Source organism: Mesohalobacter halotolerans (assembly GCF_006120725.1).
Classification (GTDB): Bacteria; Bacteroidota; Bacteroidia; order Flavobacteriales; family Flavobacteriaceae; genus Psychroflexus; species Psychroflexus halotolerans.
The window spans coordinates 37,882-59,207 of sequence record NZ_SWMU01000003.1 but is presented as its reverse complement, the minus strand read 5'-3'; the positions used below and the strand labels follow the sequence as shown (position 1 = coordinate 59,207).

21 protein-coding genes are annotated in these 21,326 nt (G+C 33.8%); 13 read left to right on the top strand and 8 right to left on the bottom strand.

What is annotated here, in order from left to right; all coding sequences use genetic code 11:
- Positions 1-56: 56 nt before the first annotated feature.
- Positions 57-2,732: a zinc-dependent metalloprotease gene (locus tag FCN74_RS07525; protein WP_138931988.1), complete on the top strand. Its 2,676-nt coding sequence runs from the start codon at positions 57-59 to the stop codon at positions 2,730-2,732.
- A 78-nt stretch (positions 2,733-2,810) separates the two neighbouring features.
- Here the strand turns inward: FCN74_RS07525 and FCN74_RS07520 are convergent, their stop codons facing one another.
- On the bottom strand, positions 2,811-3,644 hold the full coding sequence (locus FCN74_RS07520; protein WP_138931987.1) for an alpha/beta fold hydrolase: 834 nt from the start codon (positions 3,642-3,644) through the stop codon (positions 2,811-2,813).
- Between the two features lie 137 nt (positions 3,645-3,781).
- Between FCN74_RS07520 and FCN74_RS07515 the strand changes: the two genes are divergently transcribed.
- Both FCN74_RS07515 and FCN74_RS07510 read left to right on the top strand, forming a co-directional pair.
- Positions 3,782-5,830 (top strand): HD family phosphohydrolase, encoded by a 2,049-nt coding sequence (locus FCN74_RS07515; protein ID WP_138931986.1) that lies wholly within the window; start codon positions 3,782-3,784, stop codon positions 5,828-5,830.
- An 11-nt stretch (positions 5,831-5,841) separates the two neighbouring features.
- On the top strand, positions 5,842-6,459 hold the full coding sequence (locus FCN74_RS07510; protein ID WP_138931985.1) for an L-threonylcarbamoyladenylate synthase: 618 nt from the start codon (positions 5,842-5,844) through the stop codon (positions 6,457-6,459).
- Between the two features lie 18 nt (positions 6,460-6,477).
- On the opposite strand, the gene glmM is transcribed toward FCN74_RS07510, so the two are convergent.
- A complete protein-coding gene (gene glmM, locus FCN74_RS07505) occupies positions 6,478-7,860 on the bottom strand; it encodes a phosphoglucosamine mutase (RefSeq protein WP_138931984.1) in 1,383 nt (460 codons plus the stop codon).
- 92 nt (positions 7,861-7,952) lie between these two features.
- Between glmM and FCN74_RS07500 the strand changes: the two genes are divergently transcribed.
- Both FCN74_RS07500 and FCN74_RS07495 read left to right on the top strand, forming a co-directional pair.
- The gene (locus FCN74_RS07500; protein WP_138931983.1) at positions 7,953-8,546 is read left to right on the top strand and encodes an acyl carrier protein phosphodiesterase; all 594 of its coding nucleotides are present in this window, start codon (positions 7,953-7,955) and stop codon (positions 8,544-8,546) included.
- A 53-nt stretch (positions 8,547-8,599) separates the two neighbouring features.
- On the top strand, positions 8,600-8,791 hold the full coding sequence (locus FCN74_RS07495; protein ID WP_317128776.1) for a Lacal_2735 family protein: 192 nt from the start codon (positions 8,600-8,602) through the stop codon (positions 8,789-8,791).
- On the opposite strand, the gene holA is transcribed toward FCN74_RS07495, so the two are convergent.
- A complete protein-coding gene (gene holA, locus FCN74_RS07490) occupies positions 8,788-9,795 on the bottom strand; it encodes a DNA polymerase III subunit delta (RefSeq protein WP_138931982.1) in 1,008 nt (335 codons plus the stop codon). The two genes, FCN74_RS07495 and holA, sit on opposite strands and share 4 nt — an antisense overlap.
- A 41-nt stretch (positions 9,796-9,836) precedes the next feature.
- Between holA and FCN74_RS07485 the strand changes: the two genes are divergently transcribed.
- From FCN74_RS07485 to FCN74_RS07460, 6 genes are all read left to right on the top strand, one after another.
- A complete protein-coding gene (locus tag FCN74_RS07485) occupies positions 9,837-10,280 on the top strand; it encodes a type I restriction enzyme HsdR N-terminal domain-containing protein (protein WP_138932400.1) in 444 nt (147 codons plus the stop codon).
- Positions 10,281-10,283: 3 nt separating this feature from the next.
- Positions 10,284-11,279: a glycosyltransferase family 2 protein gene (locus FCN74_RS07480; protein WP_138931981.1), complete on the top strand. Its 996-nt coding sequence runs from the start codon at positions 10,284-10,286 to the stop codon at positions 11,277-11,279.
- An 87-nt stretch (positions 11,280-11,366) separates the two neighbouring features.
- Positions 11,367-12,206 (top strand): OmpA/MotB family protein, encoded by an 840-nt coding sequence (locus FCN74_RS07475; protein ID WP_138931980.1) that lies wholly within the window; start codon positions 11,367-11,369, stop codon positions 12,204-12,206.
- 216 nt (positions 12,207-12,422) lie between these two features.
- A complete protein-coding gene (gene proC / locus FCN74_RS07470) occupies positions 12,423-13,223 on the top strand; it encodes a pyrroline-5-carboxylate reductase (protein WP_138931979.1) in 801 nt (266 codons plus the stop codon).
- A gap of 11 nt (positions 13,224-13,234) precedes the next feature.
- Positions 13,235-14,005, top strand: coding sequence for a glutamate 5-kinase (gene proB, locus FCN74_RS07465; RefSeq protein WP_138931978.1), 771 nt, complete (start codon positions 13,235-13,237; stop codon positions 14,003-14,005).
- Between the two features lie 18 nt (positions 14,006-14,023).
- Entirely contained in the window at positions 14,024-15,223 is a 1,200-nt protein-coding gene (locus tag FCN74_RS07460; RefSeq protein WP_138931977.1) for a glutamate-5-semialdehyde dehydrogenase, read from the top strand.
- An 87-nt stretch (positions 15,224-15,310) separates the two neighbouring features.
- On the opposite strand, the gene FCN74_RS07455 is transcribed toward FCN74_RS07460, so the two are convergent.
- Genes FCN74_RS07455 through FCN74_RS07445 form a run of 3 tightly spaced genes read right to left on the bottom strand, consistent with a single transcriptional unit; the run spans position 15,311 to position 17,129 of the window.
- Positions 15,311-16,090 carry an enoyl-CoA hydratase-related protein gene (locus tag FCN74_RS07455; RefSeq protein WP_138931976.1) on the bottom strand — a complete coding sequence of 260 codons (780 nt, stop codon included), beginning with the start codon at positions 16,088-16,090 and terminating at the stop codon, positions 15,311-15,313.
- Between the two features lie 50 nt (positions 16,091-16,140).
- A complete protein-coding gene (locus FCN74_RS07450) occupies positions 16,141-16,644 on the bottom strand; it encodes a hypothetical protein (RefSeq protein ID WP_138931975.1) in 504 nt (167 codons plus the stop codon).
- 2 nt (positions 16,645-16,646) lie between these two features.
- Entirely contained in the window at positions 16,647-17,129 is a 483-nt protein-coding gene (locus tag FCN74_RS07445) for a DUF4199 domain-containing protein (protein WP_138931974.1), read from the bottom strand.
- 104 nt (positions 17,130-17,233) lie between these two features.
- On the opposite strand from FCN74_RS07445, the gene FCN74_RS07440 reads away from it, so the two are divergent.
- A complete protein-coding gene (locus FCN74_RS07440; RefSeq protein WP_138931973.1) occupies positions 17,234-18,028 on the top strand; it encodes an undecaprenyl-diphosphate phosphatase in 795 nt (264 codons plus the stop codon).
- Here the strand turns inward: FCN74_RS07440 and FCN74_RS07435 are convergent.
- The gene (locus FCN74_RS07435; protein WP_138931972.1) at positions 18,003-18,599 is read right to left on the bottom strand and encodes a DNA-3-methyladenine glycosylase I; all 597 of its coding nucleotides are present in this window, start codon (positions 18,597-18,599) and stop codon (positions 18,003-18,005) included. The two genes, FCN74_RS07440 and FCN74_RS07435, sit on opposite strands and share 26 nt — an antisense overlap.
- 56 nt (positions 18,600-18,655) lie before the next feature.
- Here FCN74_RS07435 and FCN74_RS07430 point away from each other — a divergent pair, with 56 nt between their 5' ends.
- On the top strand, positions 18,656-19,063 hold the full coding sequence (locus FCN74_RS07430) for a PaaI family thioesterase (protein WP_138931971.1): 408 nt from the start codon (positions 18,656-18,658) through the stop codon (positions 19,061-19,063).
- A 1-nt stretch (position 19,064) separates the two neighbouring features.
- On the opposite strand, the gene FCN74_RS07425 is transcribed toward FCN74_RS07430, so the two are convergent.
- On the bottom strand, positions 19,065-21,194 hold the full coding sequence (locus tag FCN74_RS07425) for a S9 family peptidase (protein ID WP_138931970.1): 2,130 nt from the start codon (positions 21,192-21,194) through the stop codon (positions 19,065-19,067).
- Between the last annotated feature and the right edge of the window lie 132 nt (positions 21,195-21,326).

The following is a 21,326-nucleotide window of genomic DNA, read 5'->3' as shown; positions in this document are numbered from 1 at the left end:
CTGCATGTTTTGCAGCTTTTTTTTGGTCTATTTGTATATTTACAAAAAAGTTTAATATGAGAAATGTAATTTTAGCTATCACGATTATTTTATCAACAATAGCTTATTCCCAGTCTAATCACTGGAGTCTAAAAAACATTAATGCAATCGATAATGAAGATCTTGTATATTATGAAACACAGGTTTCTGATTTTAGTGTATTTCAATTGAATGAGCAATCTTTGAAGAATACTTTACTACAGGCACCTATGCGCTTTGAAAAAGATAATTCCAATGTATTGATCGAGATTCCTTATGCCCAGAATAAATTTGGTGTATTTGAAATGTTTGAAGTACAGACTTTACATCCGGATTTGGCTACAAATTATCCTATGATCAAATCTTATCTGGGTAAACACAGAGGTGATAATTCAGATAGGGTAAGAGTAACAGTTACGCCACATGGCGTATACGCTAAAATATTTAGTTCTAAAGGTTCAGTGTATATCAATCCTTACACCAGAAACGGTGGCTTCTATAAAGTTTTCAATATGAAGGATGCAACATTCCCTCAATTCACATGTGATTTTGAAAATCAGGCAGAAAACCAGGCTATGGAGGCAATGGGTTACTCACCGGAAACAGATGAACTTACTATAGAAGATTCTACATTCAGAACATACAGATTTGCTTGTGCAACGACTGCTGAATATTCTTTGTACCACATTAACCAGGCTGGTGTTTCTTCTGGAACAACAACTCAGCAAAAGGCTGCCGTTCTTTCAGCAATGACTGTTTCTTTAGACAGAGTTAATGGGATACTTGAGAATGAAATAGCTGTCAACCTACAATTCATACCAAATATAGATAATATTATATTTTTAGATCCTGCAACAGATCCTTATTCTGATACAAACAGTACAGGTGTTATCTTAGGTGAACACAATGCATTTTTACCCCCATTCATAGGAGACAATAATTACGATATCGGTCATGTTCTAACAACAATTGGTGGTGGAGTTGCTTTTTTAAATAGTTTGTGTAACGACAGCATAAAAGCCGGTGGTGTCTCGGGCTCCTCAGTGCCCGTTGGAGACGGCATAGACTTGACTTTTGCCCATGAAATCGGACACCAATTTGGCGCGCCTCATACCTTTAACAATCCTTGTAATGGTAACAGGTCTGACAATTCGGTTTATGAAATTGGCAGCGGTGTTACAATTATGTCTTACGCCGGTATTTGTAATCCTAATGTTATAGGAGATAATCTGGATCATTACCATTCTTCCAGTTTGATTCAGATGTTTAACCGAATGACGACAACAAACTGTGCACAGACTGCTAATATTGCAAATACACCACCTTCTGTTACACCTGGGGCAGATTATTTAATTCCAAGGAGAACGGCTTTTGTTTTAGAGGCACAGGCTTCAGACCCTGATGGAGATTTTTTAACCTACACCTGGGAGCAATTTGATAATCAAATTGCAACACAACCACCGTCTTCTTCAACATCCGTGGGCCCAATGTTCAGAGGTTTTGCACCGACAACAAGTCCTTCAAGATATTTTCCAAGAATGGAAACCCTATTAAATAATCAGCTTCAAACAACCTGGGAAGTTCTTCCAAATGTTGCGAGAGATATGGATTTTGTTGTAACCGTGAGAGATAATAATCCTCTGGGTGGTCAGAGTGAACAGGATCTTGTGAGCTTATCCGTTGTCGCAGGTACAGGGCCATTTAAGGTGACATCTCAGGATCAGGACGGAATTGTATGGAACCTGGGCGATACAGAAACAATAACCTGGGATGTTGCAGGTACTGATGCCAATGGTGTTGATGCCGCTGAAGTTGATATTCTGGTATCTACTAATGGCGGTATCTCATTCGATCAAGTGTTATTGGCCAACACGCCCAATGATGGTTCAGAGGATATCACAGTACCTGCCGGGATAGTTGGTTCCAATTGCAGATTGATGGTCAGAGCCTCAGACAATATTTTCTTTGCTCTAAATGAAAAGTTTTTTAATATTAATGCTACCTGTCAATTTGCAGAAGAAACATCAAATACGAGTATACCCGATGGTTCTGGTTTTGTGGGGCCTAGTCCTGGTACGCCGGGAGAATCTACTATTTCAATGTCACAGGATGATATAGTTTCCAGTTTATCGGTTCAGGTTCAACTATCGCATACAAATTTTCAGGATATTGACATTGAACTTGAAGGACCCGGAGGTCAGGTAGTAAAGCTTTGGAGCAGAGACCTTTGTAATACGGAAGAAATAAATTTGACTTTTGATGACGGAGGTATTCCACTATATGTATCAAATTGTGACGATACCCTTACAGGTTTCTTTGAGCCTGTAGAATCACTCTCTGCCTTTGAAGGCACAGAGACAGATGGTACCTGGACCTTAAGAGTTACAGACTTCTTCATAGGTAATACGGGAACTATAGAGTACTGGGCCCTTGATATTTGCTCTGCAACAACCTTAGACAATCAAATCTTTGAACAGGATTTCTTTAGCGTCTATCCTAATCCGGCTACAGATGTCTTAAATATAGATTTTGTTGATAGTTCTAACGCAAATATTCAATTGATAGATTTGAATGGACGTTTGATCAGGCAAACCAGTAAAAATAATAACAACAATACTTTTAGCCTAGGTGTAAGCGATCTGAATACTGGTATTTACTTTGTAAAAGTTATTCAGAATGGTTCAGAACTCGTTAAGAAAGTGATTGTGAAATAATAGTGAGGATTATATATTTTATAAAAGCCTGTAGGAGTTTATCCCTACACGCTTTTTTATATTAAAGTTTTTTTGAATTTATTTTATGAAATTCAGTATAGCTTTATTGAGTTCATCGGAATGGGTAAAAGACAATCCGTGTGGACCACCTTCAATGAGCTCTAATTGACAATTTTCTATTATATCGCAAGCTTTCTTTCCTGATACCTCGAAAGGTACTATGGCATCATCATCACCGTGTATTACTAAGCTTGGGATGTCAAATGATTTTAGATCTTCCCGAAAGTCTGTTTTTCCAAAAGCATCTACACAATCCAAAGTACCTTTTAGAGAAGCCTGCATAGCGATACTCCAGTTTAGCTCAACCTGAGCTAAGCCTACTTTGTCATTTAATTTTTCAAAGTTGACAAAGTTTTTTCCAAAACTTTTAAAGAAGTCTGCCCTGTCTTTGCTTATGCCTCCTTTCATGCCATCAAATACAGATGCATCTACAGCGTTTTTGTTGTTATCTGTCTCTAATAGAAACGGGGTAACAGCACTAATTAAAATAGCCTTGCTTACATTATCTGCTCCATATTTTCCGATATATCTTGCAACTTCGCCACCACCCATAGAAAATCCTGCCAGAATAATATTTTTTAATTCGAGTTGGTCGATTATATCTTTGAGATCGCTAGCCATTGTGTTGTAGTCATAGCCTGTAAAGGGTTTTGAACTTTGACCAAAACCTCTTCGATCATAAGCTATAACCCGAAAACCGGCATTGACTAAAGCATTGATTTGTGTATCCCACATCCTGTGGCTTAATGGCCATCCGTGAATTAAAATTACAGGTTGACCAGAACCGTAATCTTCGTAATACAATTCAATACTGTTGCTATTTTCTTTTGAGTTTGTTTTGATAAATCCCATAATTATTTTTGATACAATTTATATAAAATCGAAGAGGATTAAAATATAAACATCGGATTTAACAATTTTTTCAAATCAAAGCGCATTAGACGATTGTTTTTCAAAAAACTCTTATTTTAGCTTTAAATTCTACAACTTTGAAAAAGGTACTACAATTCCTATATAAGAATCAAGCCAATATTTATAAAATATCTTTGGTGGTCTTAACCGTATTCTTGATAGTCTATTTTTTTCCTAAAGGCTATAAATTTAAATACGATATAGATAAAAACACACCTTGGCCTTACGAGAATCTCTATGCCCAATTTGATTATTCCATATTGAAATCTAATGAAGAGTTAAAAGAAGAACGTGATGATATTGTAAAAAACCATTCTCCATACTACGAATTTGATCAGAATATTTACAGAAATGCAAAAAAAAGTTTTTCCTCTGATATCAAGAATATATTACCAGATTCTTTAGAGCAATATAATCCTAAGAGAGTCAAACAATTTGTCAAGAAGACTTTTGATGATTTATATCAATTTGGTCTTCGAATAGATGAAGATCGTTTTCCCGAAGACAAAGTCGTTATTTTAAAAAAGGGACCTAAAGTAGAAGAGGTTTTACTTTCGGCCATTTATAAACAAGACGATCTTAAAAATTATATTAATGCTGCTGTCGAAAACAGTCCATACAAAGACCTAAAAGAAAATATTATGGAGCTGTTTTTTAAAAACACAGAAGTCAACGTGTTTTATAATGCAGAATTAACAGAGAAAAGCTTAAATCAGAAATTAGACAATATATCTCAAACACGTGGCACGGTCAAAAAAGGAAGCAAAATCATTAGTAAAGGTGAAATTGTAGATTCTGATAAATACCAAAAATTAGTTTCATTAAAAGCTGAATACGAAAGCCAAGACTGGGATGATAGTTCGTTAAATACTGTCATTGTAGGCTACGTATTACTCGTATCATTAGCTTTTTTAATGTTATTATTATTTATCAAAAAATATAGAGAAGATATATATGAAGACAATAATAAAATTACATTTATCTTTTTTAATATTCTTTTTATAGTTGGATTATCTTTAGTTGTGTTACATTTTAATCCTGACTATGTCTATGTGGTTCCTATATGTATTTTGCCCTTGACACTAAAGGCATTTTTTGATCCGCGTTTAGGTTTGTTTACTCACGTTATCACTGTATTGATCTTAGGATTTATTGTGCCAAATAGTTTTGAATATATGTTCTTACAAATTATTGCTGGTATTGTAACTATTTTGACGGTGTCTGAACTTTACAAAAGGGCAAATCTTTTTATATCAGTATTTCAAATTACCCTGGTTTACCTAGTGTCTTACTTAGCTTTTAATTTGATTCAAGAAGGAAGTATATATGAAATAGAGGGTCAAAAATTTATATTATTCTTGCTTTCCGGTGTTGGATTATTGTTTGTCCAACCCTTAATTTACAGCTATGAAAAAGTATTTGGTTTAATATCTGATCTTTCTCTTTTAGAGTTGTCTGATACCAATTCTAAAATTTTAAAACAATTAGCTGAAACTGCGCCAGGCACATTTCACCATTCTTTAAATGTAGCTAACCTAGCAGAGGCCTCTGCAAATGAGATTGGAGCCAATGCGCTTTTGGTTAGGGTTGGCGCATTATATCATGATATTGGTAAGATGAAACAACCTACCTATTTTAGTGAAAACCAGAAAACTTCGGTTTCAGCACATGATGAGCTAGAACCCTTAGAGAGTGCCAGAATTATAATAAACCATAGAGCTTATGGTATTGAAATGGCAAAAAAACAAAAACTACCGGACAGAATTATTGACTTTATCAGGACCCATCACGGCACTTCCTTGGTGTATTATTTTTATAAAAACCAACAAGAAATTGACGGGGAATCTGCAGATGAAAACAATTTTAGATATCCGGGGCCAAAACCTTTCAATAAAGAAACGGCGATATTGATGATGTGTGATAGTGTCGAGGCGGCCAGTAAAAGTTTAAAAGAACCTAACACCAAAATCATAAATAGCTTTGTCGAAAAAATTATAGATAAACAAGTAGAAGATCGTCAATTTTTAAATGCGGATATTACTTTTAGAGAAATTGAACAAATCAAGAAAATACTAAAAGGGAAATTGAAAAATATTTACCATTTAAGAGTAGAATATCCTGAATAAAACCAACGATTATGGCAAAATTAATTAAACTTTATCAAGACAATCCATCTCAGAAACACATCCAAGAGATTGTGAAAGTGCTGAAGGATGACGGACTCATAATATATCCTACGGATACCGTTTATGGCTTAGGTTGTGATATCAATAGCAAAAAAGCTCTTGAAAAAATTGCTCGAATCAAACAAATTAAACTCGAAAAAGCTAATTTGTCTTTTGTATGTGATAGTCTAAGTAATTTATCAGAATATGTCTCGCAAATCAACTCAAACACGTTTAAGATTTTAAAAAGAAACTTGCCTGGACCATATACTTTTATACTCCCAGGAAATAACAATCTACCTAAAGTTTTTAAAAAGAAAAAAACCGTTGGCATTCGTGTACCGGATCACAGCATTAGCTTAGAGATTGTAAAAGCCCTTGGCAATCCAATAGTATCAACATCTATAAAAGATGACGATGATGTGATTGAATATACTACCGACCCAAGTTTGATTTTAGAAAAGTGGGACAAGTTGGTTGATATAGTGGTGGATTGTGGCTATGGAGATAATGTACCCTCTACAGTTATAGATCTCACTGCTGATGAGCCATTATTAGTAAGAGAAGGAAAAGGTTCTATTGAAATTTAGGCTGTTGTCTAGCGAGCTTCAGGTCAAAGTTTTAATTTCTGAAATCATTTTTTTTGCCAGGTTTTTTGCTTCTTCTTGAGATAGGGCTTCTGTGTATATCCTAATGATGGGCTCGGTGTTTGATTTTCTTAAATGAACCCAAGAATTCTCAAAATCTATTTTAACCCCATCTATAGTATTGAGATTTTCTTTTTCATACATTTTCTCCACCTTTTTTAATACGCGGTCAACATCTATTTGTGGGGTTAATTGGATTTTTTCTTTTGCCATAAAATAACTTGGGTAAGTTTTTCTTAAATCTGAAACTTTCATTTGCTTTTGGCTTAAGTGGGATAAAAATAAAGCTAAACCTACTAAACTATCTCTGCCATAATGTAAGTCAGGATAAATTATTCCGCCGTTACCTTCGCCACCAATAACTGCATTGGTGTCTTTCATTGTTTTTACCACATTAACTTCTCCAACAGCACTTGCTGTATATTGGCTACCATGTTTTTCAGTAACATCCCTAAGAGCTCTAGAGGATGATAAGTTACTTACAGTATTGCCTTGACGTCTTGACAGTATATAGTCTGCTACTGTAACAAGTGTGTATTCTTCACCATACATTTCTCCTTTTTCATCCATAAATGCTAACCTGTCTACATCTGGATCTACGGCTATGCCAAAGTCAGCATTATTTTTAATCACAGATTTGGATAAATCTGTTAAATGTTTTTTTAGTGGTTCTGGATTATGCGGAAATTCGCCCGTTGGATCGCAGAATAATTTAATGACTTCAACATTTAGTTTTTCTAAAAGTGGTACAATTGAAATTCCACCTGTCGAATTAACTGCATCTAAAACAACTTTAAACTTTTGTTGTTTTATTTTTTCAACTAAAACATCTTCTAATTTCAGGATTTCCTGGATGTGTAAATCAATATAAGAATTATGATTTGATCTATTGCCAAGATTTTGTACTTCAGAAAAGTTATAACCTCCTGTTTCTACTAAATTGAGGATGTCTTTGCCGTCCTTATCGTTTAAAAATTCGCCTTTTTCATTAAGTAATTTTAAAGCATTCCACTGTACGGGATTGTGACTAGCTGTAACAATGATGCCACCATCTGCATGTTCGAGTTTTACGGCCATCTCTACAGTAGGCGTAGTTGACAATTCAAGGCTTACGACATCTATTCCTAGACCTATTAAACTGTTAATGACAAGTTCTTGAATCATTTTACCTGAGGGTCTGGCATCACGACCAATTACAACTTTGTAAGTTTCTTTTTTACGGTAAGATTTTAGCCAAGTACCGTAGGCTGAAGCAAATTTTACAGTATCGATTGGGGTTAAGTTGTCACCCACGTTACCGCCAATGGTTCCTCTAATTCCTGAAATAGATTTGATGAGCGTCATACATTAAATTTAAAAAATGATATATGTCAAAACTTAACCAAAAATACATAATTTATAAGGATGAAACCTATTTTTTGTTCTACTTTTAAGTTATGAATTATTTAGCTCACATATATCTTTCAGGATTCAACGATGATATTAAAATTGGTAATTTTATAGCAGATTTTATATACGGGAATCAGTATCAAAAATTCCCAACCGATATTAAAAAAGGGATTATTCTACACCGTGCTATTGATACTTACACCGATTCACATTATATTTTTAGACTAAGTAAAAAGCGTTTATTTCCTAGCTTTAGACATTATAGTAGTGTTATTGTAGATATGTTTTATGATCATTTTTTAGCTAAAAATTTCAACACTTATTCTGATCAAGACTTAAATCAATTTGCAGAGTCATTTTATGAAATTTTATATCAAAAAATGGATGATTTACCTGAAAAAGTCCACCAAATATATCCTGTAATGGTTAAATACAATTGGTTAGTTAGATATCAATACATTAATGATCTAAAACATATACTCCGTCAAATGAACAAAAAAACCAAGTTTCCCACACGTCTTGATGATTCTGTAGTTTTACTGATAGAGCATTACGATAGCTTTGAAACTGAATTCTTTGACTTTTTTGATGATATAATAAAAGAACAATCAAAAATGCTAAAAGCTTTAGATATCAATTAAATAAAGGTTAATGCTAAAGCTGAATGTAAGAAAAGAATTATTAAAATATATCTTTGGATAAAAAAGTTATGTTTGGACTATTTAAGAAAAAATCAAAATTAGATCAGCTCAGAGACCAATATGCAAAACTTCAAAAGGAAGCTTTTGATTTGTCTAAAACCAATAGGCAACTTGCAGATCAAAAAACCGCAAAAGCTGAAGAAGTTGCTAAAGAAATAGAAAAATTAAAGCAAGAAGAGGATTAAACCCGCATTATCTCTACAAGTAAAGTTCTCAATATATCACCGTCTTTAACTTGTGTAGTGTTTATCCCTTTGCTCTGTGCATCGGCGTTTCGTATTAAATCTATGGCTCGTGTAGTATCTTTCATACTATAATTCTGTGAAGCATAGATATAGTCTTTTACAAAATAAGGTGGAACACCCAAAACTTTTGCGGCATGAGACTCACTTTTATTATTCAGCGCATGATAAGTCAATACTTTATTAAAGAAGCTAAACATAAGACCTAAGCTTAAAACGAGCGGATGATTTTTAGAATTTTGGGTAAAATACTTAGCTATCTTTTGAGCTTTAAATTCATCTTTTAAACCAATGGCATTTATTAGTTCAAAATTATTGTAGTCTTTGCTGATACCGACATGTTCTTCGATATGTTCAGGTTTTATAATTGAAGAAACCGGTAAAATTTGTTTGAGTTTTTCTAATTCTTTATGAATATTAGAAATATTATTACCAAGAAATTCTAATAACATTTTAGAGGCTTTTGGCTCTATACTATAATCAGACTTCCTTAAGCTGTTATTCATCCATCTAATGACATGCTTTTCGTAAATCCGACCAGTTTGATAAAATTCATATTTCTTTTTTATAGTTTTAAACACCTTTTTTCGTCCATCTACTTTTTTGTGTTTAAAACACAATACCAATATAGTTGTGGATTGCGGATTTTCTACATAAGTTTCAAGCTTTTCAAGGTTTTTAAGTTGTTGAGCTTCTCTGACAATAATCACTTGATATTCAGCCATCATAGGATATCGTTTGGCAGTATTGATTAATTCTTCAACATCTGTATCTTTGCCATATAAGATGGTTTGATTAAACGCTTTTTGTTCTGGAGTCAGTACATTTTGCTCAATGTAATTGGATATTAAATCTACAAAATAGGTTTCATCCACGCCAATTAGTACATATATTGGTTTGTAATCCTTTTGTTGAAGACGTTTTAGTAAAGCCTCAGCGTTTTCCATATTATTCAGATTAAACCATGCAATTTAAACATTATAAAAGAATGCAAAATCTTAATTTTCCAAAATATGAATTTAGGTATCAAAAACACAGTGGTAAAATTAAGATTTATTCACGTTTAAGAAAAAAATTTATCGTTCTAACACCTGAAGAGTGGGTGAGACAACATTGTGTTAACTTTCTTATCGAAGACAAAGGTTGCTCTATATCCTTAATGAATGAAGAAAAAAAAGTAGAAATTAACGGTATGTCTAAGCGCTATGATATCGTGGTATATGAACCTCAGGGCGATATTAATTTGATAGTAGAGTGCAAATCTCCTGAAGTTAATATCAATCAAGAGACTTTTGACCAGATAGCGCGATACAATTTAAGTTTAAATGCAAAGTATTTAATGCTAACCAATGGATTAAATCACTACTTTTGCCAACTCGATTATGAAAACCAAACCTATATTTTTCTCAAGGAGTTTCCAAACATCAACTAAATTTTGAGTATTGCTGTCGTTATATTAAATTGGAATGGTAAAAAACTACTTGAAACTTTTTTACCCAGTGTAGTTAAATATTCAAAAGAAGCTCAAATTTATGTTGTAGATAACGCTTCGACAGACGACTCATTGTCTTTTTTAAACACCAAATATCCCAACATTAAAACCATATCTAATACTTATAATGCAGGATATGCCGGTGGATATAATCAAGGCTTAAAACATATCAAAGAAGACATCTATATTTTGCTTAACAATGATGTTTTAGTGAGCAAAAATTGGTTAAATCCGATTATTAAAACTTTTAAAAACCAAAAGGATGTAGCTATTGTACAGCCTAAAATACTGGATTACAATAAACCGGAATATTTCGAGTATGCTGGTGCAGCTGGTGGATTTTTAGACCTTTGGGCTTATCCATATTGCAGAGGTAGAATATTTGATACCTTAGAGAGAGATAACGGTCAGTATGATGAGGATGTACATATTTTTTGGGCGAGCGGTGCCTGTTTGGCAATTAAACGTAAAGTATTTTGGGCTATTGGTGCTTTTGACGAAAAGTATTTTGCACACCAAGAAGAAATCGACTTATGTTGGCGGGCTTATAATCATGGATTTAAAGCATGGTATACTCACCTTTCCTGTGTTTATCATCTAGGAGGAGGCACTTTAAATGCTTTTCAACCTCAAAAAACATTTCTAAATTTTAGAAATTCAATTTTTAATATTGCAAAAAACATGACATCTCCCTGGTTTGTTTTAATTGTACTGGGTCGCTTAATCCTGGATGCCTTGGCTTGTGTGAGATTTCTGTTTAAAGGTCAATTTAGGCATATTGGTGCAGTCTTAAGAGCACACTTATCTTTTTACAAACACAGCCCTAAAATAATTAAGAAGCGAAAAAAACATTTTAAAAACCTAAAATATTACTCTATTTTTTCAATTGTTTTTGAATATTTCATTTTAGGAAAAAAACAATATGACAAATTGATATAGTTCACACTAAATTAATGTTAATCCTCCGTACGCATTAGCCTTATTTAATTATTTTTGTTGATTATTCATCCTAAAATATTAGAATTTATGAGAATTTTTGTTAGCTTAATTATGTTATCCATTGTTTTAACATCTTGTGTTTCCAAGAAAAAATTTGCTGAAGTTGAGAATAAGTATAAAGATACTAAAGCCATGCTTGATAACACGGCGATGAAATTAAATGTCTGTCAAGACGAGAAAAAGTCCATGAAAGCCTCTTATGAAGATCAGATTAAAACACTTAAACAAACTAATGCTGCTTTAATTAATACACAAGGCGATTTAACTACATTGACACAAAAGGGTGCAGAAAACTTAGAGAAGACACTTGAAAGTATGAAGGAAAAAGACCTTCAAATCAAAACTATGCGCGATGCTATAAATCGAAAAGACAGCGTTACTCTAGCATTAGTTACAAGTCTCAAAAGTGCAGTAGGTAATATGGACGATGAAGACATCCAAATCAATGTCGAAAAAGGCGTTGTATTTGTATCTATTTCTGACAAACTATTATTTGGTAGTGGTCAATATCAACTTACAGAGCGCGCAAAAGAAGTCTTAGGTAAAGTTGCTAAAGTCATCAAAGCTAAACCAGATTTTGAATTTATGGTTGAAGGACATACTGATAATGTGCCTATTTCTAGAGAATGTTTTGAAGATAATTGGGATTTAAGTACAAAAAGAGCAACATCTGTCGTACGAGTACTTCAAAATGAATATGAGGTAGATCCAAGCCGAATGGTAGCAGCCGGAAGAGGAGAATATATCCCATTAGAATCTAATGATGACAAATTAGGAAGAGCTAGAAACAGACGTACAAAGATAATCGTATTACCAAAACTTGATCAGTTTTATAATATGATAGAACAAGGCATGAAAAAACTTTAAAAAATTCCTATATACCAAAACCTCAGTTCACTGAGGTTTTTTTATGCCGTTATGTCAGGTGTTGATATATAAATTTATGTTTCTTTGAAATAATCTTAGCTTAACAATAGCGTGGCTTAAGAGGTATCTAACTCCTGTGTTAATCAAATTTATTATTGAATTACCCCACAATGCACAATCATTGTGGTTAATTGTTTAAATATTTAAAATAAAAATATGAAAGTACTTGTTATTGGTGCCGGAAACATGGGTTTAACCTATTCTGAAGGTATGGCACAATCTTCTTTACTCAATAGGCGTAAGCTGATGATTCACGATGTGTCTAAAGAAACCATTGAATTGCTCAGAAAAGAAGAACAATTTGACGTTTATGAAAAAATTGAAGATTGTCTGCCTAATGCTGACATCGTTTTTATTGCGGTAAAACCCTATCACTGTGAAGATTTATTTGAGAAAATCAAACCTCATCTAAACGACCAGCAAATTTTTGTATCCCTCATGGCTGGCGTAACAATCAATAAAATTCAAGACTTGCTAGGTGTCAGTAAAGTGGTGAGGACAATGCCCAATTTACCTGCTAAAGTTGGTAAAGGTGTCACATCATTTACAGAATCAGATACAGTCTCTCGCGTAGAACTTTTAATGGTTCGAAACCTATTAGATACTACTGGAGAGTCTATTCATGTTAAAGATGAAGACTTTATCAATAAGTCTACTGGAATTTCCGGAAGTGGTCCAGCCTACATTTTCTATTTTATGCAATCTATGCTTGAAGCAGCAAAAAAAATGGGCTTTTCTGATAACGATTCAAAAGTCCTGGTAAGCAGTACTTTTGAAGGCGCAGTCACTCTTTTTAATGATTCCGACCTTACACCCGAAACATGGATGGATAGAGTAGCCTCAAAAGGAGGTACAACTCGAGCTGCACTTGACTCAATGGATGACAACAATGTAAAAGAACTTATTAAAGATGCCGCTTATGCCGCTTTTAACAGAGCTGTAGAATTAGGCGAATAAAAATCACAATTATGTTTAAAAAGAGAATTGTTGTAAAAGTTGGTACCAATGTGATGACAAATAGAAATAATCGTATCGTTGGTCCAATACTTAAAAACTTAGTCAGACAAATTGCTTATCTTTATGAGCGGGATATCATTACAATATTAGTATCTTCGGGTTCAGCTATTGCCGGTAAAGAAGTTTTGGGTAGAAGTGATGAAGAAAATCCTTCTGTTAGACGACAAATTTATTCATCAGTAGGTCAACCCAGAATGATGCGTCATTATTACACGATGTTTCACGATTATGGTATGCGATGTGCTCAAGTTTTGGCGACCAAAAGAGATTTTGCTCCTGGTAAATACCGTCAAAACATGATTAATTGTTATGAAGGGCTTTTAAAAGAAGGCATTATTCCAATTGCAAATGAAGATGATGCTGTATCTCTATCTATGTCTATGTTTACAGATAATGATGAACTAGCAAGTCTAGTTGCAGATTTGGTAAACGCAGATACCATGATTATGCTCACAGATATTGATGGCTTATATACCGGACATCCAAAACACGATAGTTCAAAACTTTTAAACGAAGTAAAAGTCCACGAAAATGTTGAAAAATACGTTCAGGAGTCTGAAAAAGGTGAAGGCGAAGGTCGTGGTGGTATGGAGTCCAAATTAAGGATTGCTAAGGAAACTGCCTGTAAAAATATACCAACTTATATTGCTAATGGTAAAGATGAAGACATCATTTTAGATATTTTAAATGGCAAAAAAGTTGGCACTAAATTTTCTGTTTAATTAAATACAATACAAATTATGAAATTATTAGATACCAAAACTAAAAACAATGTTTTACAGTCTATGATGAATATCATAGAAGATAAACGCCAAGATATTATAAAAGCCAACAAAAAAGATTTGGAGGCATTCAATAGAGATGATCAAGCTCTATATGATCGACTTGTCGTTGACGACAAAAAAGTTGATGGCATGATACAAGCCATCAAAGAAGTGAAAGAACAAGACGACCCTGTAGGAAATGTGATTTCAGATACCACACTGGAAAGTGGTTTAAAAATTGTCAATAAAACCGATCCTTTCGGTACAATTTTAATCATTTACGAATCTCGACCAGATGTAACCATTGAAGCGGCTGTATTAGCCTTTAAAGCCAATAACAAAATATTGCTTAAAGGTGGTAAAGAGGCGGTAAACTCCAACATCATCTTAGAAGAATGTTGGCACAAAGCACTCGAAGAAAACGGCTTGTCTAAAGATTGGATAAAATTGATGCACATCAATAGGCAAGAAACACAAGAATTTTTAAGAAATCCAACTGAAAAATTAGACTTAATTGTCCCAAGAGGCGGAGAGCGTTTAATAGAATTTGTAAAAACACATGCGGCTTGCGCTGTTTTAATTAGTGGTCGTGGTAATAACTTCCTATACATATCTGAACACGCCAATTGGGAAAAAGCAGTAAAAGTAGTCGTAAATGCAAAAACAGATAAAATTTCCGGATGCAATGCTTTAGATAAGGTATTAATTAATGAAAATTTACCTGATTTTGAGGCTAAAATTGCAGACCTAGCAAATGTGATGAAAACTCATAAAGTAGAAGTTGTTACAGATGGTAAGATTTCTGATATCCTTAAAGACAAATCTAAAATCGATAATGAAGAGGTATGGTCTGAAGAGTTTTTAGCTTTAAAAATACTAATATCATCAGTCAAAAGTTTTGATGAAGCTGTAGAAAAAATTAATACCTATTCAGGTAAGCATTCCAGCGTAATTATTACTGAAGATGCAGAAGAAGCGGCTCAATTTATGGAACAAATTGATTCAGCAGCAGTTTATCACAACGCCTCGTCTCGTTTTACAGATGGCGGTCAAATGGGTGTTGGTGCTGAGTTGGCTATTTCAACAGATAAATTACACCACAGAGGACCATTAGGTCTAAAACAATTGGTCACCAACAAATATTATGTTTATGGTGATGGCCACGTGAGAGCTTAGACTCTGTTAAATTATAAGTCTAATAGCGGTCTCAAAACAGATTCTGAACTAAATTCAGAATGACAAAATGTTTTAAGACCGCTATTTTTATTTTCCCTTAAATTTAGGTTGTCGTTTATCAACAAAAGCATTGACACCTTCCTGATAATCGTCGGTTTGAGCAGAAGCAATTTGATATTTAGACTCTAAAGCGAGTTGGTTTTCTAAGCCATTTTCAAGACTTTGATTCAAGGCCTTTTTGATATAGCTCAAAGCTTTTGTGGGCATATTGGCCAGACGCTGGGCTAGTTTTTCAACTTCTTTTTCAAAGGTTTCAGAAGAATAATAGGTATAAATCATGCCCATGCGTTCAGCTTCAAAAGCATCTATTTTATCACCGAGCATGGCTAGAGCTGAAGCACGCTGAAAACCGACGAGTCTTGGGAGAAAATAAGTGCCACCGCTATCCGGAATCAGACCAATTTTACTAAAGGCTTGAATAAAACTGGCTTTTTCGCAAGCTACGACAATATCACAACACAAAGCTAAATTGGCACCAGCACCAGCAGCAACACCGTTAACTGCAGCAATCACGGGTATTTCGATGTTTCTGATACGGGTCACAATAGGGTTGTAATGTTCTTCTAGAATTTTTTTAAACCCTGGATTTTCATCAGGATTGGTCACTTCTTGTAAATCTTGACCCGCGCAAAAGGCTTTACCTTTACCAATCAAAACAATAGCTCTTGTATTTTTGTCCCTGATACAATCATCAAGATGTTTTTGAAGTGATAAGGCCATCTCACGATTAAAGCTGTTAAACTTTTCAGGACGGTTGAGGTAAAGATAAGTTATATTTTGATTTTGTGATTTTATGATGCTTGACATGAAGTAAGTTTTAGTTTTAAAAATACAAATACAACCTCAAACATGAAACTTTATGAACTCTTTTCTAAAGAATTACTTTCCTTAGCTTTCATCAATTTTTCTTTTAATTCTTCATAATTTGAGGTGACTACAGAATAAGATTTACTTTTATTTTTCAACTTAAATCGCACAGCAGTACCAAATTTTGTATTAAACAACATATCACCTTTGAGGTTATAACGCCATCCTATACCATTTATCATAGAAGGTTTGTGTAGGTCTATACTAGATTGGTCTATATCTTCAAGTTCGAATTGCTTTTTAAAAACACCAATCCCAAATTTAATCGATAAAATTTGATCAGTTAAATTTATTTTCATGTCGTAGAATAGGAGGAAAGCGGTTAAAATTAAAATTGCATTTAAATAAATAAAAAATACTGGCATTTTGTCACTCTTGTCGTTTGTGATGTTATCTCCAAAAAAACCAAAAGTTAAAATGATAGCTAATACAATTATACATACCACCCAAACTACAATGGTATTTTGCTTTTCATAGAAAATTGTTTTTGCCATTTTTAATTTGATTTGCTTCTCACAAAAATGGAAACAATAGCTGTGGTTATTATACCAAAGACAGGTCCAAACATTAAAGATTGAAGCATATAGTTTTGTGTATTAAAGTATTCGAGTGCCTCGGTCTTTGTCATCATTTCGATTTCGACACTTTTTTCTATAGCATTACTAAAAAAATCCGGAGAAATATATTCTACAGAAACATAAGTACTTAAGGGCGATAGTAAGCTTATCATTAAAGTTAAAATGAGCCCACTTATAAAGGCATTTTTATAACTCATCTTTCCGTTATAAAACTTTTTCTTTTTTTCCTTTAAAGCTAAAACATAAATTATAATAGCTGGAATGGCGTAGAGATTAGTATAAATAGGATGATGTTCAATATATTCATGATGCAAGCCGGTTATTTTCTCGAGATAAATCCACAACAGACTCATTAAAATAAAGATGATAGTCCACTTAAATTCGGTTTTAATTTTAAACATGTTGGTTGGTTTCAAAAATTAATATTTAAATATAAGATATTTTTCTTATTGCTTCATACAACACTATTTTCTAAAATAATATCTTTGCGCTCAAAATCACCTTTATGTCTATTATTGAAAGCATTGTCATTGCTATTATAGAAGGCTTAACAGAATTTTTACCTGTTTCTTCTACAGGCCATATGATTTTAACTAAGGCCGCATTAGGTATTACCGAAGACGGTGGTTTTGTAGACACATTTATAGTATCGATTCAAATCGGTGCGATTTTGGCTATTGTTGGATTGTATTACAAGCGTTTTTTACAAGGTATCACCATTTATATAAAATTGATGGCAGCTTTTATTCCAACAGCTATTATAGGGTTATTGGCTTATGATGTTATTAAAAGTTACCTTTTTAATCCAACAGTAGTTGCCTTGGCTTTAATCATTGGTGGTGTTATACTGATACTTATAGACAAAAAAGTAGTTACCAAAGAAACACAAGTTGTTGATTTAAGTCGGATTCCTATAAAAAATGCGGTTTTTATAGGCTTGTTTCAGTGTTTGTCAATGGTTCCGGGAACATCACGAGCCGCAGCGACTATTGTTGGTGGTGTGTTTAATAAATTTAATAAAACCCAAGCCACAGAGTTTTCATTTTTGTTGGCTGTCCCAACTATGATTGCGGCAACAGGTTACGATTTGTATAAAACGCCAGTTTCTTTTACGAGTTATGAAATTTTAGTCTTATGCATTGGTGTGATAGTAGCCTTTATCAGTGCTTTTATAGCAGTTAAAATATTTATCAAGTTAGTCGCGGCTTATGGGTTTAAGCATTATGGGTTTTATAGAATTGGAATTGGTATTATTTTTTTACTAGTAAGTTGGGTCATGGGTGTAGATTTAGGGATTTAATCACTTTGTATCTAAAACAATTTGTCGTGTGGTCATTAACCATACCAACTGCTTGCATAAACGCATAACAAGTGGTTGAGCCTAAAAATTTAAACCCATTTTTCTTTAAATCTTTGCTCATTATATTAGAAACTTCAGTCTTAGCAGGGACATCAGATGAAGATTTGAAAGCATTCTGGATAGGTTGATGGTTTACAAAACTCCATAAAAATTCAGTAAGACTTCCGTATTTATTCTGAATGTCTAAAACACAATTGGCATTATTGATAAAGGCTTTGATTTTTAGTCGATTTCTTATGATACCTTTATCTTGAAGCAGTTCTTCGACTTTTTTATCTGAGAAACTTGCGACTTTCACAATGTCAAAATTTTGAAAAGCTTTTTTGTAATTTTTTCTTTTTTGTAAAACGGTCAACCAGCTTAAACCGGCTTGCGCACTTTCTAAGCATAGCATTTCAAATAATTTTTGATCGTCATACACCGGAACACCCCATTCTGTGTCGTGGTAATGTTCTTCTAGAGAATGTTTTGTAGCCCACTGACAGCGGGTTAAGTTTGGCTTTGCTTTCAATACTTCTATTTATAGAATTCAAACTATCTTTGACTCAAATTTAATGTTTTAAAACTATGTCCACGGAAATTCCGAAAAAAATGTTGTCTTTAGATCCTTTTTCACAATGGCTAGGTGTTGAAATTTTAGACGTCAAATTAGGCTATTGCAAATTAGGATTGCGTATTCGACAAGAAATGCTCAATTCTATGCAAAAAGCTCACGGAGGCATAACTTACGCTTTGGCCGATACGGCCTTTGGTTTTGCTTCTAACACCCACGGACGATTTTCAGTTTCTATTGAAACTTCTATTAATCACATTGAAGCTTTGCACGAGGGAGACTATATCATTGCCGAAACTCAATTGGATATCAATAAAAATAAACTGGGTTTTAATTACGTCAACATCACTTGTCAAGATAAAATCGTTGCTATTTTTAAAGGTGTGGTTTACCGCACTTCTAAAGCATGGCAGGCTGAATAATCTAATCTGTTATACGTTCTAAATACAAAAGAAAAGCATAATCTCTAGCCGTTTCTTTTAAACTTTCAAAACGCCCTGAAGCACCACTATGTCCGGCTTCCATATTGGTATGAAACCACAATACATTGTTATCGGTTTTTAGATCTCGAAGTTTGGCGACCCATTTTGCAGGCTCCCAATATTGCACTTGCGAGTCGTGTAAGCCCGTTGTAATAAACATGTTGGGATAATCTTGTTTTTGCACATTATCATATGGTGAGTAGGATTTGATATACTCATAATACTCTTTTGTATTAGGATTACCCCATTCATCGTATTCGCCAGTTGTCAATGGGATACTTTCGTCCAGCATTGTTGTGACGACATCCACAAAAGGGACTTGGGCTACAATACCGTTGTATAATTCTGGAGCCATATTAGCTACCGCACCCATTAGTAATCCACCGGCTGAGCCACCCATAGCATATAAATGTTCGGGTGAGGTATAATTTTCTTTAATTAAGTGTTTTGAAACAGCAATAAAATCTGTAAACGTGTTCTTTTTATTAAATAGCTTACCATCTTCATACCATTCTCTGCCTAAATATTCACCACCGCGAATATGTGCCAAAGCAAACACAAATCCACGATCTAGTAAAGACAATCGGCTATAAGAAAAATAAGGATCTATGGTTGCACCATAACTGCCATAGCCATATTGAAGTAATGGATTTTGACCATCGCGTTGCAAGCCTTTTTTATAAATAATAGAGATTGGAATTTTTGTGCCATCATCTGCGGTTGCCCAAAGTCGCTTAGTTTCATAATCGTTTTGATTAAAATTGGGGTCTTGTACAGTTTTTTGTTTTAAAATGGTTAACTGCTTGTTTGTCATATCATAACGCATCACTGAAGGCGGAACGTTCAATGACGTAAAGGTAAACCTTAATTTATCTGTGTCAAACTCTAAATTAGCACTAGTGCCAACCGTATAAGTTTCACTCTCAAATGGAATAAAATAGTCGGTTTGTTCATTCCAAGACATCACATGGAGTTTGCTTAACCCGTTATGACGTTCAGTAGTCACCAAGTATTTTTTAAAAATATCGATATTTTCTAACAATACATTGTCACGATGTGGAATTTCGGTTGTCCAGTGATCTAATGATGTATCATCAACAGGGGTTTTCATCAACTTAAAGTTAGTGGCTTTATCATGATTGGTTAAAATGTAAAAGGCATCATCAAAATGTGCTATATTATACTCTAATCCGCTTTGTCTGGGTGTAAAGTTTATAAACTTGCCATCAGGTTTATCTGCATTCAATATGCGGTAATCATCGGTTGTAGTACTACTTGAGCCTATAATGATGTATTGTTGAGACTTACTTTTATAGACATAAGTATTAAACGTTTCGTCTGTTTCTTCATAAATGAGAACATCATTCTCGGGCGAAGTCCCAAGCTGGTGCTTGTATATTTGATAAGACCTTAAAGTTTGAGGATGTTTTCTAGTATAAAATACGGTCTTGTTATCATTAGCCCATGCACTACTACCCGTGACATTTTTAATTTCATCTGATAAAATTTCACGGGTTTTTAAATTTTTAAATTTTATGGTATATTGTCTTCGTCCGACGGTATCTATAGCATAAGCTGCAATTTGATTATTTGGACTCACATTTAAGCCACCTAGGTTGTAGTAAGAATGTCCTTTAGCCAATTGATTGACATTAAAAAGCACTTCCTCCTCAGCATTTAAAGTCTCTTTTTTTCTTGTATAAATGGGATAATCTTGACCCGTCTCATATTTTGTAATGTACCAATAGCCATTAAATTTATAAGGCACACTTTCATCGTCTTCTTTAATTTTAGATTTTATTTCGCTAAACAAACTATCCTGTAATGGTTTGAGTTCAGAAGCTTTAGTTTTGTAATATGCATTTTCTGCTTCAAGGTATTGAATCACTTCTGGGTTTTCGCGTTCGTTTAACCAATAATAGGGATCAATGCGTTTATCCCCGTGTTTGATGAGTGTAGTGTCTTTTTTGGGTGCTTTTGGAACTTGAGTTGAGGTTTGCAATTCATTTGTGTTTTTACAAGAGCTTGCAAAAATAATACAACAGAGATAAAGTAGTATTTGATTTTTCATAAGATTAAGTGTATTAGATCACAAGATAATCATATCCATTTAATTCTTAAAAGCATTAGCGGAATCTTTGGTTGTAAAACTTACAAAAGCTTATGGCTTTTGACGTTTGTCTAAACTAAAAAACAATGGTTT

Coding starts and splice junctions, on each gene's coding strand:
- FCN74_RS07440 (WP_138931973.1), top strand. CDS start 17,234: ATGTCTATTATTGAAAGCATTGTCATTGCTATTATAGAAGGCTTAACA.
- proC (WP_138931979.1), top strand. CDS start 12,423: ATGAAAGTACTTGTTATTGGTGCCGGAAACATGGGTTTAACCTATTCT.
- FCN74_RS07450 (WP_138931975.1), bottom strand. CDS start 16,644: ATGGCAAAAACAATTTTCTATGAAAAGCAAAATACCATTGTAGTTTGG.
- holA (WP_138931982.1), bottom strand. CDS start 9,795: ATGGAAAACGCTGAGGCTTTACTAAAACGTCTTCAACAAAAGGATTAC.
- FCN74_RS07500 (WP_138931983.1), top strand. CDS start 7,953: ATGAATTATTTAGCTCACATATATCTTTCAGGATTCAACGATGATATT.
- FCN74_RS07510 (WP_138931985.1), top strand. CDS start 5,842: ATGGCAAAATTAATTAAACTTTATCAAGACAATCCATCTCAGAAACAC.
- FCN74_RS07525 (WP_138931988.1), top strand. CDS start 57: ATGAGAAATGTAATTTTAGCTATCACGATTATTTTATCAACAATAGCT.
- FCN74_RS07455 (WP_138931976.1), bottom strand. CDS start 16,090: ATGTCAAGCATCATAAAATCACAAAATCAAAATATAACTTATCTTTAC.
- FCN74_RS07475 (WP_138931980.1), top strand. CDS start 11,367: ATGAGAATTTTTGTTAGCTTAATTATGTTATCCATTGTTTTAACATCT.
- FCN74_RS07445 (WP_138931974.1), bottom strand. CDS start 17,129: ATGTTTAAAATTAAAACCGAATTTAAGTGGACTATCATCTTTATTTTA.
- FCN74_RS07485 (WP_138932400.1), top strand. CDS start 9,837: ATGCAAAATCTTAATTTTCCAAAATATGAATTTAGGTATCAAAAACAC.
- proB (WP_138931978.1), top strand. CDS start 13,235: ATGTTTAAAAAGAGAATTGTTGTAAAAGTTGGTACCAATGTGATGACA.
- FCN74_RS07425 (WP_138931970.1), bottom strand. CDS start 21,194: ATGAAAAATCAAATACTACTTTATCTCTGTTGTATTATTTTTGCAAGC.
- FCN74_RS07430 (WP_138931971.1), top strand. CDS start 18,656: ATGTCCACGGAAATTCCGAAAAAAATGTTGTCTTTAGATCCTTTTTCA.
- FCN74_RS07460 (WP_138931977.1), top strand. CDS start 14,024: ATGAAATTATTAGATACCAAAACTAAAAACAATGTTTTACAGTCTATG.
- FCN74_RS07520 (WP_138931987.1), bottom strand. CDS start 3,644: ATGGGATTTATCAAAACAAACTCAAAAGAAAATAGCAACAGTATTGAA.
- glmM (WP_138931984.1), bottom strand. CDS start 7,860: ATGACGCTCATCAAATCTATTTCAGGAATTAGAGGAACCATTGGCGGT.